Below are 15,316 nucleotides of genomic sequence, written 5' to 3'. Positions count from 1 at the left end.
GCCGACGATGCTGTCACCGGCGCAGCCATGCGACAATCGACTCTTTCGCACAACAGATATCAGGATCACGCATGGCTGAGTTCACCCTGGTCGGCTTGCGGGTGGTGCGCGCGGTCACCCGGCACGGCTCGTTCTCCACTGCGGCAGAGTGGCTCGGATACACCCAATCAGCCGTATCGCGGCAGGTGGCGCTCATGGAACAGGCCGCGGGACGGCCCTTGTTCGAGCGCCATGCCCGCGGTGTCGTTCCCACCGAGGCCGGACGCCTGGTGGTCAGGCACGCGGAGGGCGTGTTCAGCGAACTCGACGCCGCGCGCCAAGCACTGGGCGACCTCGACGGCTCGCGTGGAGGCCGCCTGCGCGTCGGCGCGTTCTCCACCGCGATGGCCGCGCTCGTACCCGACGCCATCGCGGCGGTCACAACGGCTGATCCCCGCCTCCACGTTGTTCCGCGAGAGGGTTCGAGCGCGAGCCTGCTGACCGCCCTCGCGCGCGGCCGGCTCGACGTCGCCGTCGTGACGCTGCCGGACCGCACACCCGACGGGGTCTCGCTCATCACGCTGGTGAACGACCCACTCCTGGTAGCGGTCCCGCACGATCACCGACTCGCCGGCCGTGGCCAGGTCTCACCCGCCGAACTGCGTGACCTGCGGTGGGTGGCAGGGTCGGCGGACGTGCGCGCCACATTGCTCGGCGCCTGGGCCGACAGCCCCTGGGAACCGGATATCCGGTTCGGAGTGCGCGACTGGATGGCCAAACTCGGGCTGGTGGCCGCCGGACTCGGCGCGACGATCGTGCCCGGTATCGCCGTGTCGGCCCTGCCGCCCACCATCGCCGTGGTCGGCATAGACCACCCGCGAGCAATCCGTTCGGTCACCCTCGCTACACCCACCGGCACGGACGAAGTCGCGTACCGGGGTCTGTTTACCGAAGCCCTGGTGGACAGCGCTGCACAGCTGTCAGCACGAGTACGGCGGCGGCTGCGCGAGTAGCCGAAGAGGTCGGACGACCAGAAGGCCGCCGCGGTCCCCGCCGCCCGGGACACGGAACAGCACCCGGATGCATGCCCCATCCGGGTGCTGTCGTCGATCATGTTGCCGGGCCGAACCATTCGGCTGCGCGGCGGTCGCTAGCGCGGCGCGGTCACCTCGGCCGGGAAGTCCTGATCCGGGGTGACGGTCCGGCCGTCCGAGCCCAGCGTGAGGGTGATGACCGTCGGGCCGCCGGACGGGCAGCAGTTGGCGTCGTTGCCGGTGAGCCAGCGGTACTGCACCTGGACGGTGCGATCGCCGGAGCCGACCACCGAGGTGTACGAGGTCGCCTTCTTGGTGGCGGTCCCCAGGTAGCCGTCGTGGTTGAACAGCAGGACGTGCCACGGCGAGCTGGCGGTCCCGCGCGGCGTTCCGGCCAACGCCCACAGCAGATCCGGGCACTCACCGAGCGCGGCATCGGTACCGCTCTCCACGGTGTAATTCTCGCCGCCGACCCCGGGCCCGAGCTTCTGCAGCGCGGCATTGACCACCCCGGAGTTCACATCCAGGCACAGGCCGTGCCCGGCGGTGGCGGGCGCCTTGTTCCCTGCCGGGGAGGTGGTACCCGGTTCGGACCCGCCGCCCCCCGATCCGGAACCGCCGGGTGCGGACCCACCGGGTTGGGTGGCCACGGTGGAGCCCGGCGCGGACGGCTGCGGCTGCGTCGTCACGTCGTCCTGACAGGCGGTGGTCAGGGCGAGTGCGGCCACGACCGCGACAATGCCAACGATTCTCTTCATGGGAACCAGCGTAGAAACGATTCCGGCACAACGGTATCGGGCATTCGACCCAAATTGTCGGGGCGCGGGCACCTGTTAACGGAAGTCGACCCGGGCGCTATCGCGCGATCGGTCCCGCGTCGAAGTGTGCAATTCAGCCGACAGCGCGATGTTGCCGCATGGCGCGGTGCCGCGCACGATGGCAGCGGGTGACATCGCACGTTATGGCCGCAGAGGGTCCTCCGGCGTCGCGATCGGCGCCCTAACGGCAGCCACTTACACGAATGGAAGTCGGCCATGAACGAGACGGATCCGTTCGACGACCTCGATCCCGGCGAGCTACAGCTCGCATTCGAACTGGGGGCGGCTCACGCGCGGGGCGAAACCCCCGACAACGGGTGGAAGATGTACCGCGAGTTCGTGACTCCGTTGGGGGTGCGTCGGTACTCCAATGTCCGGATCCTCGTGGACGGGCGCGTGCAGGCTCGTGAGTACCGGGCCAGAATGAACGATCCCGCAACGTTTCTCGACCTCGAGATGGATCGCTATTTGCTCGAAAACGGCATTGTCCATCAGATCGAATGGATCGTCGGTCCGGAATGACCGCGCTGAAGACCACGAACCGCTGTCAGGGATTCGCCGACCGAGGCCATACGTCACTGTGACTTTGATCCGAGGCATTTCGCCCGCCGCATCATGCGCCAGTGAGATCGATGGATGCGCCGTCGCGCGAGCGCGGTACGGTGAGCGCTCATAGCCGCGCCGAGACAAAGGTGGACCGCATGCGTTCGGGTGAGTCCGATGGGCCCGGTCGATCGACGCCGGAACCGTGGGGTGGAATCTTCGGCGCGGATCAGGAAATCGGGCGCGATCTGTCTCGGGTGGACTGGGACGCGACTCCGCTGGGGCCGGTCTCCGAGTGGCCGGTGAGTCTTCAGACGGCGGTGAACATCCTGTTGTCGTCCCGGTTTTCGATGTGGATGGGGTGGGGGCCGCAGCTCACGTTCTTCTGCAACGCCGCCTACCGCCGTGACTCGCTGGGTCGCAAATACCCGTGGGCGTTGGGCCGACCGGCCAGTGAAGTGTGGGCCGAGATCTGGGACGACATCGAGTCGCGTACCGCTACCGTGCTGAGCACGGGCGAGGCCACCTGGGACGAAGCGCTCCTGCTGTTCGTGGAGCGTTCCGGTTATACCGAGGAGAGCTACCACACCTTCTCCTACAGCCCGTTACGTGATGACGCCGGCGCGGTGGTGGGGATGCTGTGCGTGGTCAGCGAAGAGACCGAGCGGGTCATCAGTGAACGACGCATGGCGTCGCTGCGCGATCTCGGTTCCGACCCCAGCGTGATCCAGACCGAAGAACAGGTGCTGAGATTCGCGGAGAAGCAGTTCGCGAACAATCCCTTCGATTTTCCTTTTACCGCGAGCTATATGTTCGACAGCAGCGGCGCGGCCACGCTGGCGGGAACCAGTGGTGTGCAAGCCGGACATGCGCTGGCACCCCTGACTCTCGGGCCCGCGGATCAGGCGGTGTGGCCCATTGGTGAACTGCGGCAGGGGAATTCGGTATTGGTCGACCTGGCCGACGCGGCGTCAGCGGATTTGCCGCGTGGGGCATGGCCACAACCACCGGCCCAGGCGCTGGCTGTGCCGCTGGGTCGGCAGGGCGGTGAGCCCTATGGCTTTCTGGTGACCGGGCTCAACAGATTCCGGGCACTCGACGACGATCATCGCGGATTCATCTCGCTGGTGGCCGGGCATCTGGCGGCCGGCATCGCCAGTGCACGCAGTTTTCAAGCTCAGCAGCGGCGGGCTGAGGAGTTGGCCGAACTCGATCGGGTGAAAACCCTGTTCTTCTCCAATATCAGTCATGAATTCCGCACCCCGCTGACTTTGATCATGGGTCCCGTCGCGGAACTGCGCCGGCGCGGCGATCTCGGCGACGATGCCCTCGAGGCACTGGAGCTCGTGCACCGCAACGGGTTACGGCTCAACAAACTCGTGGCATCTCTGCTGGACTTCTCTCGTCTGGAAGCCGGGCGCATGCAGGCCCGGTATGCGCCGGCCGATCTGGCCACGATCACGACCGACTTTGCCAGTGTCTTCGAATCTGCCATGGCCAGAGCGGGTTTGGAGTTCGTGGTGGACTGCACACCACTCGACGAGCCGGTCTATCTCGATGCGGGCATGTGGGAGAAGATCATCTTCAACCTGCTGTCGAATGCCCTGAAGTTCACCTTCGCCGGGTCTGTGCGCGTCGGGGTAGAGCGCGCGGCAAGCCACGCGAAAGTCACGGTCAGCGATACCGGGGTCGGAGTCCCCGCTCACGAGATGCCCCGGTTGTTCGAGCGGTTTCATCGAATCGCCACGACGCGAGCACGTTCGCACGAAGGCAGCGGTATCGGACTCGCTCTGGTACGCGAGTTGGTCGAACTGCACGGCGGCACCATCTCCGCGAGCAGCCGGGAGGAGGCGGGAACCACCTTCACCGTGCTGCTGCCGTTCGGGTCGGCCCACCTGCCTTCGCAAGCGCTCGCCGCCACCGCCACCGCGACCGACGCCGTGGTGGCGGAGCAGTATCTGCAGGAGGCGTTGCGCTGGCTGCCCAGCGACGGTGCGTCGCCCGGCTCGAAGCCGGACGTCACCGCGGACGTTGCCGCGGCGGTCGGCGGCGCGGGGCGCGTGATCGTCGCCGACGACAATGCCGACATGCGCGAGTATCTCGTGCGGCTGCTCAGCGGTGCCGGCTATGACGTGCAAGCAGTCGGTGATGGTCTGCACGCGCTGCGGGCTGTGCGGGCGGAGGTTCCGCAGTTGCTGGTCAGCGACATCATGATGCCCGGGCTGGGCGGACTCGAGCTGGTGCGCGCGTTACGCGCCGAGTCGCGTACCGCCGCGGTGCCGGTGCTGTTGCTCTCCGCCAGAGCAGGGCAGGAGGCTGCGATCGAAGGCCTCGAGGTCGGAGCCGACGACTACCTGGTCAAACCGTTCGCCGCGGCCGAGCTTCTGGCGCGCGTTCGGGCGATCGTTGATTTGAACCGGCTGCGCAACCATCATGCTCGCTGGCGTGCGGCGCTCGTGGACTCGCTGCACGAAGCGTTTTTCATCTGCGACGAAGACGGCGTGATCATCGAGATCAACAACGCGTTCAGCGAGATCGTCGGGGTTCGCCCGGAGAGCTTGCCTTTGCATCCGGCTCGGCATGTCGCGCCCGGGGATCAACCCGATGACACTCCCCTCCCCATCGCGGACGCGCTGGCTCTCGCTCGGGCCGGGCAGCACGTGCTGCCGGTGCTGCACCGCGACGCACACGTGGTGTGGATCGCGGCCACCGCCAACCCGGTGCAGGACCCCGATACCGGACAGCGAGTGTTCGTCGGCACGTTCCGAGACGTGTCCGCCGAGCATTACCAGGAGCAGTATCAAACGGCCCTGGCCGCGGTGAACAGCCAACTCGCCCAATCCGATTCCATCGCCGAGGCACTGGCCGGTGTGGTGGTCGAGCTGCGCGACATCTGGCACGCACGCCGGGTGCTTGCCCTCGTCTTCCCCGAGCCGACCGGCCTTGTCGTCCCCGCCATGACCGTCAGCGCCGCGTCCGAGCCGACCATCGTCGCCGCCGGAGAAGCTGTCTCGTGGGCGGACCTTGCGGCCCCGGTCCGCGACGTCATCACCGCGGTGCGTGACGGGGAGCCTCTCACCGCGGTGATCCATCAGGCCACATGCGTGGGCATTGCGATGCGACACCCCGATGGAGTGCTCGTGTTGTGGATCGAGATGAGTGAACAACGATCGTTGAGCGTGGTAGATCGGACCTCACTGGCGATTCTGGGCGGACGGCTCGGACAGGGCCTGGCGCGTGCCCACCAACTGCAGCTGCAACGGGAAACAGCTCTCGCGTTGCAGCACGCGATGCTCGGTCCAAGCCAGCTGCCGCCCGATTTCGCGGTGCGCTATCAGCCCGCGACGCGTCCACTTCAGGTCGGTGGCGACTGGTACGACGTGGTCGATCTCGACGACGGTCGCATCGCGCTGGTTGTCGGTGATTGTGTCGGCCACGGCCTCGCCGCCGCCACGGTGATGGGGCAGCTGCGCAGCGCCTGCCGGGCGTTGCTGTTGGAACACCCGCAACCTGCCCGCACCCTGACAGCGCTCGACAGGTTCGCCGCACGCCTACCGGGCGCGAAATGCACGACGGTGTTCTGTGGCGTGCTCGATCCCGATACCGGCGAACTGGTCTACGCCTCCGCCGGACACCCGCCACCGATTCTGATGCATGCCGACGGCGTGACCACTCACCTGCGGCAGGCGCGGTCGCTGCCACTGGGCGTGCGACCGGAGCACAGTCGCTCGGAGGCCGGCATCCGGCTCACCGCACGATCGACGCTCCTGCTCTACACCGACGGTCTGGTCGAACGCCGCCGGCACTCGCTCTCCGAAGGCATCGAGGCCGCCGGGGTCCTGGTACGCGCTGGTTCGGACCAAACCCCCGAGGAGTTGGCGACCGCGGTGCTGGCGGGCATGACGCCGGACGACGGTTACGAGGACGACGTCGCGTTACTGCTCTTCCGCCAACCCGCGCCCCTGCGCCTGGAGTTCCCCGCGCAGGGTGACAACCTCGCCGACGTTCGTGCGACGTTGCGGGACTGGCTCGGTCGGTGTGGGCTCGAGGAGGAACAAGCGTTCAACGTCTTGTTCTCGGCCAGTGAGGCGGTCAGCAACGCCATCGAGCACGGACACCGTGAGCTGCCCGACGGCCTGATCCGGGTGTCCGCCACCGCGCTCGTCGATCAGGTGCGCCTCACCATCACCGACACCGGCGTCTGGCGACCACCACTGGCATCCGACAGGCCCTACCGCGGCCGCGGCCTGGACATGATGCGGTCGCTCATGCACGACGTGCAAGTGTGCCCCGGCGACTCCGGTACCACCGTCCATCTGCAGGCAAGGATTCAGTCATGACGACGCATCTCACTCTGGATGTCGACCACCGTGACGACGGCGCGGTCGTCGTGACCGCCGACGGTGAAATCGACATGACCAACAACGGCGCCTTTCGTCACGCCGTGTCCGACGCCGTCGCACAGCCGCATACCGGCCATGTCGTCATCGACTTTCGCCGAGTGCAATTCATCGACAGCGGAACCATCGAAATCCTCTTCGAGTACGCCGACCATATCGAGCTGATCGCCAATCCGATGCTCGCCGCCGTGCTCGATGTCAGCGGGATCACCGAACTCGTCACGATCACCTGACCGCCACCGGCGGTCAGGATGCGCACACCCTGTGCGTCAGCACGATCGGCGGAACGCCGGAGAACGTCTCGACCGCCAGGTGCCGGCTGATGCACGCGCATCCGCTACTGCCCGGGACCGTCCTGGGCTACCGGCCGGCGCGGGAAGCGAGCCCGGGAGAAGGAGCCGATATCGAACAGGCGGGTTGCCGGCCCCACCGAAGTCGCGGCCTCGAGCTCAGTCGTGCTCGGGCAACCGCACGACGGTGAGGAAGAAGTCCTCGATCTTGCGCAGCGCGGCGGTGAACTCCTCGATCTCGACGGGCTTGGTGACATAGGCGTTCGCGGCGAGCCGGTAGCTGCGCAGAATGTCGGACTCGGCCGCCGAGGCGGTCAATACGATGACCGGGATCGCCGCCAGGTCCCGGTCGGCGCGGATTCGCGTGAGAACCTCACGGCCGTCGCATCCGGGCAGCTGCAGATCCAGCAACACCAGGTCCGGGCGCGGAGCATCGGCGTACTCGCCGGTGCGGAACAGGAAATCCAGGGCCTGGAGGCCGTCGCGGACCACGTGCAGGGTGTTGTGTATCTTGTTGTCCGTGAACGCTTCTCGGGTGATCAACTCATCGCCCGGATCGTCTTCGACGAGCAGGATATCGATCGGACGACCCATGGCTGCCACGAGTGTCCTCCCTTCACCTCGGGCACGGTTCTGTTGAAAACCGCGTCGCCACAGCAAATCATCGTGAGTCAGTCGACATCCGCTGCGTTGCCGTTTCGATCTTGCCGGTTGCCAGCGTATTCCCGGTTAGGGTCGAGCGAAACAATCTCCACGGTTCGGATCGAGCTACTCCGCGGTTCACAATCGGCCCGTCCGCGGAACGTGATGAATCCCGCCCCCGCGAGGACCGGTCAACCCGCCAGGTCCAGCACCGCGTACTGCGTGGTTTGCCCCGGTGTGGTGTGTGTTCGGAACAGATCGCACAGCTGATGCACCAGCAGCAGGCCGCGGCCGCCGAACTGGCCCCGCTGCGGCGGGTGCCGCCCGGCGAGCGGGTCCGCGATGTAACCGCCGTCGCGGGTCTGACAGATCAGGCTCTGCTCGTCCCGGTACAGCCACATGTGGCAAACGCTGTCGCCATGCGCGATGCCGTTGGTCACCAGTTCGGTGGCTATGAGCTCGAGGTCGGGTATCCGCTCGGGTGAAAGTCCCAGCAGCGCAGCCTTTTCCGCTGCGAGATGGCGTGCCGCGCCTACATCGCCCGGGCCGGAAACGATCATGTCGGGTGCGGAGCCGGGGCACGGGAGCGGCTGGTTGTAGCGGTCGATGACGGCCTTCGGGTCGTAGCACTTGCTCGTGTAACGACGCTCCGGCTCCCAGATTTCCGGATGGTTCTGGCGGGCGTCGGCGATCGCGACCGCGTCCAGCGCCGAGACATCGTAGGGGCACAGGATCGTGACCGCACGTCCGGCGAACGCGAGGTTGATCAAGGCTTCGTGCTGCGCGCACGCGGGATACTCGAAGGCGGTGCGGCCGGCCCAGATCGGTTCTCCCACAATCCGCACGTGCCGATCGGGATGCTTGTCGGCGAACGCGCGCATCACACCCGGGATGATCCGGCCGGGGTTACGCCCGGCGACACTCATGTCGATCAACGTCACCGCGGCGGGATCCACAACCGTGCGCAGCAGCTCGAGCCGGGCGGGGGGCACGGCCGCGGCGACGGGGTCCTGCGATTCGGTCAGGAAGGGAACGATGCCGTCGAGGTACTGCCGGTCGGTGCGGTAGAAATATGCGGGATGTCCGTGCGAGTACGTCAAACCCCGTCCTCCACTCGCACATTCGGCAGTTCCAGCAATTCGGCCAGGCGCGCGACCCCTGGCCATGCCGTCTGCACGACCAGTTCGGCGTCCCGGGATTCCGCGTAGGCGGCGAGGCGCAGGAGGCCGTTGTGGTCCAGAAAGCTCAGCCTCGTCGCGTCGACTCGTACGCACCCGTTCTCGGGATCCGGCTCGATTCCGGCGAGGCCGGCTCCGAAGAGTTCGCCGCAGGAGCCGTCGACTTCGCCCACGATCGCGACCGCGTGTGCCGTAGCTCCGAAAATGCGGAATTGCGTGTGCACGTTGGTATTCGGGTGCACCGAGGCCAGCCGCATCACAGCGGCGGCACCCACCGCGCCGCGGTCGTAGGCGCACATCGCCGAAAACGGTTGTGCGGCCATCAAACGGTCGGCCAGGTATTCGTAACGCACGAACGCCGCGAGCTGGGCCGGGGTCCGAACCAGCGGGGTCGTATCGGCCGCGACGCGCAGCCCGCTGAAGCCGGCGGCGATTGCCGCCTCGGTCGCGGCGGCATAGGTGCGGACCTGCTCGTCGCCGATCACCGGGGCCCCGGGCTCGTAGACGTCCTCGATCGAAACCACCTGCGCTCCACCCGTGCGCAGCGCCTCGTTCCACCCGGGCAGACTCTCCAGGTCCCCGGCCAGCGCGCCGGCATCGCCGGAAGCGATGTACCAGACCCGGCAGCCCAGGCGGAGCCCCTCGCCGAGGAATTCGCTTGCGCGAAGCCGGAACTCGCCCGGTTCATCGAACGCCCAGCAGGCATGGTCATGGATACCCATGCCCTGCGCTTGCTGAATGACCGATGACCGACGCACTCGGGTGAGTGTAGCCCCGGCCACACCGCGGCACTGCGGGCCGATCCCCCGGACGAGCGGGCGAAGCTTCGGTGCATGGTGTTTGGCGGGCGTCGAGGGCGGTACTCAGGCCGGACGCTACCGGGCCCGCGCCGCGGGCGCGTGCAGGCGTCTTCGAAAGGGGCACGTCATGAGCAGCAAGGGCAGATGTATCGCGGTAACCGGCGAGGAAGCTTCGGCCGCCGTCCCGCGCACCACCCGCACCGAGCACAAGTGAACGCGGCCACGAACGGGCGAGTCCCGAAGCCCGGTGCGGCGGCGACGGGAACCCGCGACGTAGTGGTGACGGTGGGAGAACAGGAGTGGGAGGTGCTCGCCGAGGCGGCCGAGGCTGCCGGGATGAGCGTTCCCGACTATGTGTCCTGGTGCGTGCGCATTCAGGCCGCGCGGGCCGCCAATCCCCGCTCGCGACGAGCCGACAACGTCATCGCAGCCCGGCGACCGGCAACGGGCGAGGACGAATCCGAATCCGCGGCATGGGTGGAGACGTTCTCTCGCCGATGTGCGCATCACACCGATCGCGACGCCGAGATCTGAACCGCTTGTCCGGCAACGGTATCGAGGACTGACCGGCGTCGGCCGATCGGGTGATCAAGGGATCGCGGTCACGTCGCGGAGGAACGAGACCGCGTCGGCGAGAGCGGACTCACCTCGCCGATGGGTGTCCGTGTCCTTGAAGAACTGTGCGAAACCGTGCTCTGCCCCGGGCACGACGCGGTGCACGACGGGCACCCCGGCCGCGAGCAATGCTTGGGCGTAGGCGAGGTTTTCGTCGAGCAGCGGATCGTGTTCACCGACGAGGATCAGCGTGGGCGGGAGGCCGGCGTGGTCGCCGCGCAGCGGTGACACCCGCGGGTCGTCGGTGCTGATTCCGTCCGGAAGATAGGCCTGCAACGCGAGCCTGTTGAGTTCTCTGGGCGGAAATCGTTTGTCCCCGAGCTGTTTCCACGACGCGGTATCCATCGCGGCGCAGAGGCTGGGATAGAACAGCACCTGGGCGGCCACGCGGGGATGCCGTCGGTCACGGGCGATAGCGGTGGCGGCCGCGGTGAGCGTTCCGCCGGCGCTGTCGCCGCACAGCACCAGCCGGGTGGTATCCGCCCGGAGCTCTTCGCCGTTGCCGCCGACCCAGTCCAGCACCGCGAGCACGTCTTCGAGCCCGGCCGGGAACCGATGCTCCGGTGCGAGTCTCCAGTCCACGGCAACGACCAGTAGCTCGGCGCGGTTCGCCAGAGCCCGGCACAGTACGTCGTGGGTATCCAGGTCGCCGGAGATGAAGCCGCCGCCGTGCACGAACACCATGACGGGCAGGCGGTCGGCGTCCTTGAGCGGGCGATAGGCGCGCACCGTGATACAGCGCTCCGGCTCGGTGGCCGGAATGGCCAGCCTGCGCACGTCCCCGACGGGGTCGGGCGCGCCGGCGTCCGGCATCGAGGTCCAGTAACTCTCACGCATGCCGCGTACGAAATCGAGCAGATCGGGATCATCCAACATCACGAGTCGAATGCCCGCCGCGGAGTGCGTGAAACGGCCGTGTTTGTCACTGGTTTACATCCGTGGAGACGGGTATGCACCGACCGGACACACAGCCCGTCGAACACGGGCTGACATCGAGGAAAGGAGCGGCGCGATGCTCGGACTGGGAATCCTGGGGTGGATCATCATCGGCGGGCTGGCCGGCTGGATCGGCAGCAAGATCATGAAGACCGATGCCCAGCAAGGCATTCTGCTGAACATCGTCGTCGGAATCATCGGCGGACTGCTCGGCGGGTTCCTGCTGAAGCTGCTGGGCGTGGATGTCGAGGGCGGCGGCCTGTGGTTCAGCTTCTTCACCTGCCTGGGTGGCGCGGTGCTGCTGCTGTTCCTCGTCGGCCTGGTTACCGGCCGCCGCGGCGCGATGCGCTGACACGCACGCCACACCGCACGGTGCGGGGCTGCACGGTGTCAACCGTGCGGCCCCGCACTCGTCTGCGAGCACGAATTGTTACCCCGGCGCATTGCGCACGTTCAGGCCCACCTTCTCGACGCCCCCGACCGGCTTCTGCCGGTTCACGACGTTTGTCCCGCGATAACCCGGGTAGTTGCGGGAGTGTCGCTGGTTTCGCTGTCGCGAAGCCGAGCGGACAGTTCGATCGCTAGTCAATCTCCTTCCGAGAACACCCCGCGCCTGCGCGGGGACATCGAATCATTCGAAGATCGAGGAGGAATCATGACCGGTTTGCTCGACGAAATCATCGGTAACTCCGTGTACGACCGGGGCGGCGACAAGATCGGCAAGGTGAAGCAGATCTACATCGATAACGCTTCGGGCGCGCCGACGTGGGCGGCGGTGTCCACCGGCCTCTTCCACGACGACTCCCTCGTGCCCCTGGCCGGTGCGCAGCATCGGGCGGGGTCGGACCAGCTGCAGGTGCAGGTCGACAAGGAGGAGGTGAGGTCCGCGCCGCACATCCCCATGGACCACGAGATCACCGCCGACGAGGAACAGCAGCTGTTCGTGCACTACCACGTCGACCCGCAACGTGCGGGCTGGGACGCGTTCGCCGATCCGGCAGCTCAGGGCCGTGATGAGCGGCGTGGGATGGGCGGCGGCGACGAGGGACTCGTCCGCTCCGAGGAACACCTCGAGGTGCACAAGGACCGCGCCGAGTCCGGCACGGCCCGCCTGCGCAAGTACGTGGTCACCGAGGAACAGACCATCAAGGTACCCACCACACACGAGGAGGTACACCTCGAACGGGAGCCGATCACCGATCCCACCGCGGTCGGCACCACGGACTTCGGTGAACAGGAGACCGAGGTGGTCCTGCACGAGGACCGGGTCACGGTGACCACGGAGGCGGTACCGGTCGAGCGGGTTCGCCTCGCGGTCGACGAGGTGCAGGACAGCGAGACCGTGTCCGGCACCGTGCGCAAGGAACGCTTCGAGACCGAAGGCGTCGACAAGGACCCGAAGCGGAAGCGATAGCCCAACGGCGGCACCGGGTTCTGGAGTAAGGGAAGACTCCGGAACTCGGCGCAGGCCGGTCCCCGCAGCAGCGATGAGCAGGCTCTACCGCACCGCGTCGGGCGAAAATCACTCCTGCCGAGCGGCTTTCGCCTCGTCGATCGCATCCTGATCCAGCGGATCGAGCTTGCGGGTATCGCGCGGTACGGCGAAGGGTGACACCTCTTCGGGTAGACCTTCGGCGATGGCGCGACCGTGATCCAGTTCGGCGTTGATCTCGGCGCCCAGTAGCAGCGCAATGTTGGTGAGCCACAGCCACACCAGAAAGATCACCACACCGGCGAGTGACCCGTAGGTCTTGTCGTAGGACGAGAAGTTGGCGACGTAGACGGCGAAACCGCCCGAGACGATCACCCAGATCAGGACCGCGATCACGCCGCCGGGGCTGATCCATTTCACGCCGCCCTGTTTCGCATTGGGGCTGGCCCAGAACAGGATTGCCAGCAGTACCGAGACCAGGACGAAGAGCACGGGCCACTTGGCGATGTTCCACACCAGCACCGTGGTCTCCCCGAGTCCGAGGAAGTCGCCGACCTGCCGCGCGACCGGCCCGCTCACCACCACGATCACCGCGCTGAGCAACAGCAGAATCACCGCCAGTACGGTGACGCCGAGCCGGATGGGCGTGGTCTTCCAGATCGGCCGCCCCTCCCCGATGTCGTAGATGACATTGGAGGCGCGCATGAAGGCGGCGACGTAGCTCGACGCCGACCACAGCGCGATCGCCAGACCCAGGACCGCGCCGAGTCCGGCGCCGCTCTTGTTGGCCTGGGCCTGGTCGATGAGCGTTTGCACGAAGTCCGCGCTCGAGCCCGGCGCGAGTTCACGGACCTGACCCATGAGTTCGTCGGTGGCATCGGGTCCGAGCAGGCCCAGCAGCGAGACGAGCACGATCAGCCCGGGCACGATCGACAGCATCGCGTAGTAGGTCAGCGACGCCGCCAGATCGGTCAGGTTGTCGCGCTGGAACTCTCGGCCCGCACGCTTGACCACCGCGATCAACGACGGTTTCGACAGGTCGGCCGGACTGTCCGGGTGATCGGCGTCCAGGTCCGGCCGAGCTCCGGTACCGGTCGACGCCGGGTGATCCGCGGTGGTCATGCTCGGCTCACTTCCCGGGCCAGGTGCCCGTCAGCCGCTGATAGCCCGAGGCGCCCGCGCGGTCGATCGACGCCTTCACCACGCCGAAGATCGCGCCCTGCAGCGCCGCGGCGACCAGGACTTCCTGCCAGCCGTAGTCGCGCGCGGTGGCGCTCGGGGCCTGGTCCTCACCGCTCACTCGCCGCCAAACCTGGGCGAACACGAGGTTGGCCGCGATGCCGCCGAGCACGCTCACGACCATTCCGACGGGCTTGTACAGGGTGTTCACGCGCGCCTCCGACGTCGCGTCCACCAGATCAGCGCCGCACCGGACACCAGCGCGACCGCGACGGGCACCGGATTCCGCCGGGCGGCCGCGACCGCCTGACTGCTCTTCTCGCGCACCGGTTCCGGCGTCGCGGCCACGGCACGATCTGTCGCGGCCACAGCGCGATCGGCCACCTGCCCGGCGCTGACGCGCACGTTCTCGGCGACCTCGCGCGCCTGCTGAGCCGCCTCGCTCGCATGTTCGCGAGCGGCCTCGGCCGTGTCGTGCACCTTGTCCTCCGCTCGCGCGCGTACGTCGACCTTGTCCGCGAGTTCGGCCACGGTGTCGCCGAGTTCCTGGCGGGCCTGGTCGCGGTCCGCCCGCAACCGCGCGACCTCACTCGGATCGTTCTCCGGGCGTGGTGTGTTGTCGCTCATCGATGAGTCCTGTTCTCGAGTACGTCGACGTCCCGGCGGACGTCCTTGATCGCCGCGGCGGGCACCGGGGGCGCCGCCTCTTCAACGGCTTTCTTGCCGGCCAGCGCCGCTATCGCGCCGAGCACGAACAGCGCGACCGCCACGATCAGCGCGGCGGCCCAGGCGGGCAACACGAGCGCCAGAGCCAGAATCGCCGCGGCGGTCAGCGCGCCGCCGCCGTAGAACGCGAGCAGCCCACCGGCGCCCGCGAGACCGGCACCCTTGGCCATGCCTATGCCCTTGTCCCGCATCTCGATTCGGGCAAGTGCCATCTCGTCGCGGACCAGCCTGGTCAGCTGTGCGCCGGCGGTGTCGACGAGTTCGCTCAGTGAGCGCCTGTCGTTCTCGAGGGTCACCGCCGCGGAATCGGCCCGGGGGTCCGAAGTGGGTGTCATGCCTCTCACCTCCTGTTCGTCGGCGATTACCCGGAGGCTTTGACTCGAAACAGGCCGGTGGCGGCTCGAAACAGGCTGCCGGCGCGGCGGCGGCACGGCAGGTGTTTGTGCTTGATCAAGTCGGGTAGCCGACGTAGTGGCCATCCGCTGCCGATCGCGGTGTGGCCGACCAACGAACTACGCGGGAGGTTGGAAAATGGAAATCGAAAATGTCATCGCCCAACTGCACCAGGACATCACCACCGCCGAAGACGCCGGCGACACGGCGACGGCCGACAGGCTTCGTAAGGATCTCGAGGAGGCGCGTCGCGCCGCCGCCGAGCAAACGGGTCAGCAGTAGAACCGGACCGGAACGCCGGGCGTGGCCAACGGCCACGCCCGAACCCCGCGAGCACCGTTCGCGAGGGGT

Annotated in this window: 17 protein-coding genes; 8 read left to right on the top strand and 9 right to left on the bottom strand. The window is 67.4% G+C overall.

All coding sequences use genetic code 11. The annotated features are described in order from the left end of the window. Positions 1–71: 71 nt before the first annotated feature. Positions 72–992 carry a LysR family transcriptional regulator gene (locus ABZ319_RS19685; RefSeq protein WP_354987868.1) on the top strand — a complete coding sequence of 307 codons (921 nt, stop codon included), beginning with the start codon at positions 72–74 and terminating at the stop codon, positions 990–992. 137 nt (positions 993–1,129) lie between these two features. Here ABZ319_RS19685 and ABZ319_RS19680 read toward each other — a convergent pair whose 3' ends face one another. Continuing rightward, a complete protein-coding gene (locus ABZ319_RS19680; RefSeq protein WP_354987867.1) occupies positions 1,130–1,771 on the bottom strand; it encodes an LppP/LprE family lipoprotein in 642 nt (213 codons plus the stop codon). Between the two features lie 276 nt (positions 1,772–2,047). Here ABZ319_RS19680 and ABZ319_RS19675 point away from each other — a divergent pair, with 276 nt between their 5' ends. The 3 genes from ABZ319_RS19675 (at position 2,048) to ABZ319_RS19665 (ending at position 7,007) form a co-directional block, all read left to right on the top strand. Continuing rightward, positions 2,048–2,353 carry a hypothetical protein gene (locus ABZ319_RS19675; protein WP_354987866.1) on the top strand — a complete coding sequence of 102 codons (306 nt, stop codon included), beginning with the start codon at positions 2,048–2,050 and terminating at the stop codon, positions 2,351–2,353. 179 nt (positions 2,354–2,532) lie between these two features. Continuing rightward, on the top strand, positions 2,533–6,714 hold the full coding sequence (locus ABZ319_RS19670) for a SpoIIE family protein phosphatase (RefSeq protein WP_354987922.1): 4,182 nt from the start codon (positions 2,533–2,535) through the stop codon (positions 6,712–6,714). Beyond that, positions 6,711–7,007, top strand: a complete 297-nt coding sequence (locus tag ABZ319_RS19665) for an STAS domain-containing protein (RefSeq protein ID WP_354987865.1) — start codon at positions 6,711–6,713, stop codon at positions 7,005–7,007. The genes ABZ319_RS19670 and ABZ319_RS19665 overlap by 4 nt, the downstream gene beginning before the upstream one ends. Before the next feature lie 216 nt (positions 7,008–7,223). Here ABZ319_RS19665 and ABZ319_RS19660 read toward each other — a convergent pair whose 3' ends face one another. The 3 genes from ABZ319_RS19660 to ABZ319_RS19650 all read right to left on the bottom strand — a co-directional run bounded on the left by ABZ319_RS19660 (position 7,224) and on the right by ABZ319_RS19650 (position 9,642). Beyond that, positions 7,224–7,667 carry a response regulator gene (locus ABZ319_RS19660; protein WP_354987864.1) on the bottom strand — a complete coding sequence of 148 codons (444 nt, stop codon included), beginning with the start codon at positions 7,665–7,667 and terminating at the stop codon, positions 7,224–7,226. Between the two features lie 230 nt (positions 7,668–7,897). Then, positions 7,898–8,806, bottom strand: coding sequence for a sensor histidine kinase (locus ABZ319_RS19655; protein WP_354987863.1), 909 nt, complete (start codon positions 8,804–8,806; stop codon positions 7,898–7,900). Then, on the bottom strand, positions 8,803–9,642 hold the full coding sequence (locus ABZ319_RS19650) for an MEDS domain-containing protein (protein ID WP_354987862.1): 840 nt from the start codon (positions 9,640–9,642) through the stop codon (positions 8,803–8,805). Before ABZ319_RS19650 ends, ABZ319_RS19655 begins: the two co-directional genes overlap by 4 nt. A gap of 252 nt (positions 9,643–9,894) precedes the next feature. Here ABZ319_RS19650 and ABZ319_RS19645 point away from each other — a divergent pair, with 252 nt between their 5' ends. Then, on the top strand, positions 9,895–10,218 hold the full coding sequence (locus ABZ319_RS19645) for a hypothetical protein (protein WP_354987861.1): 324 nt from the start codon (positions 9,895–9,897) through the stop codon (positions 10,216–10,218). A 54-nt stretch (positions 10,219–10,272) separates the two neighbouring features. Here the strand turns inward: ABZ319_RS19645 and ABZ319_RS19640 are convergent, their stop codons facing one another. Further along, positions 10,273–11,175: an alpha/beta hydrolase gene (locus ABZ319_RS19640; RefSeq protein ID WP_354987860.1), complete on the bottom strand. Its 903-nt coding sequence runs from the start codon at positions 11,173–11,175 to the stop codon at positions 10,273–10,275. A gap of 136 nt (positions 11,176–11,311) precedes the next feature. Between ABZ319_RS19640 and ABZ319_RS19635 the strand changes: the two genes are divergently transcribed. Together ABZ319_RS19635 and ABZ319_RS19630 are read left to right on the top strand one after the other, a co-directional pair. Beyond that, a complete protein-coding gene (locus ABZ319_RS19635; RefSeq protein WP_354987859.1) occupies positions 11,312–11,587 on the top strand; it encodes a GlsB/YeaQ/YmgE family stress response membrane protein in 276 nt (91 codons plus the stop codon). Positions 11,588–11,890: 303 nt separating this feature from the next. Beyond that, positions 11,891–12,649, top strand: coding sequence for a PRC and DUF2382 domain-containing protein (locus ABZ319_RS19630; protein WP_354987858.1), 759 nt, complete (start codon positions 11,891–11,893; stop codon positions 12,647–12,649). A 108-nt stretch (positions 12,650–12,757) separates the two neighbouring features. Here the strand turns inward: ABZ319_RS19630 and ABZ319_RS19625 are convergent, their stop codons facing one another. Genes ABZ319_RS19625 through ABZ319_RS19610 form a run of 4 tightly spaced genes read right to left on the bottom strand, consistent with a single transcriptional unit; the run spans position 12,758 to position 14,907 of the window. Further along, positions 12,758–13,789: a YihY/virulence factor BrkB family protein gene (locus tag ABZ319_RS19625; protein WP_354987857.1), complete on the bottom strand. Its 1,032-nt coding sequence runs from the start codon at positions 13,787–13,789 to the stop codon at positions 12,758–12,760. A 7-nt stretch (positions 13,790–13,796) separates the two neighbouring features. Then, a complete protein-coding gene (locus tag ABZ319_RS19620) occupies positions 13,797–14,057 on the bottom strand; it encodes a DUF4235 domain-containing protein (RefSeq protein WP_354987856.1) in 261 nt (86 codons plus the stop codon). Then, the gene (locus tag ABZ319_RS19615) at positions 14,054–14,473 is read right to left on the bottom strand and encodes a DUF3618 domain-containing protein (RefSeq protein WP_354987855.1); all 420 of its coding nucleotides are present in this window, start codon (positions 14,471–14,473) and stop codon (positions 14,054–14,056) included. Before ABZ319_RS19615 ends, ABZ319_RS19620 begins: the two co-directional genes overlap by 4 nt. Continuing rightward, positions 14,470–14,907, bottom strand: coding sequence for a phage holin family protein (locus ABZ319_RS19610; RefSeq protein WP_354987854.1), 438 nt, complete (start codon positions 14,905–14,907; stop codon positions 14,470–14,472). The genes ABZ319_RS19615 and ABZ319_RS19610 overlap by 4 nt, the downstream gene beginning before the upstream one ends. 196 nt (positions 14,908–15,103) lie before the next feature. On the opposite strand from ABZ319_RS19610, the gene ABZ319_RS19605 reads away from it, so the two are divergent. Further along, positions 15,104–15,247 (top strand): hypothetical protein, encoded by a 144-nt coding sequence (locus ABZ319_RS19605; RefSeq protein ID WP_354987853.1) that lies wholly within the window; start codon positions 15,104–15,106, stop codon positions 15,245–15,247. Positions 15,248–15,316 lie beyond the last annotated feature (69 nt).

Origin of the sequence: Nocardia sp. NPDC005978, assembly GCF_040614455.1 — a bacterium.
Classification (GTDB): Bacteria; Actinomycetota; Actinomycetes; order Mycobacteriales; family Mycobacteriaceae; genus Nocardia.
Note: the sequence above shows the minus strand (reverse complement) of the source record. Positions and strands in the feature narration are given on the sequence as shown.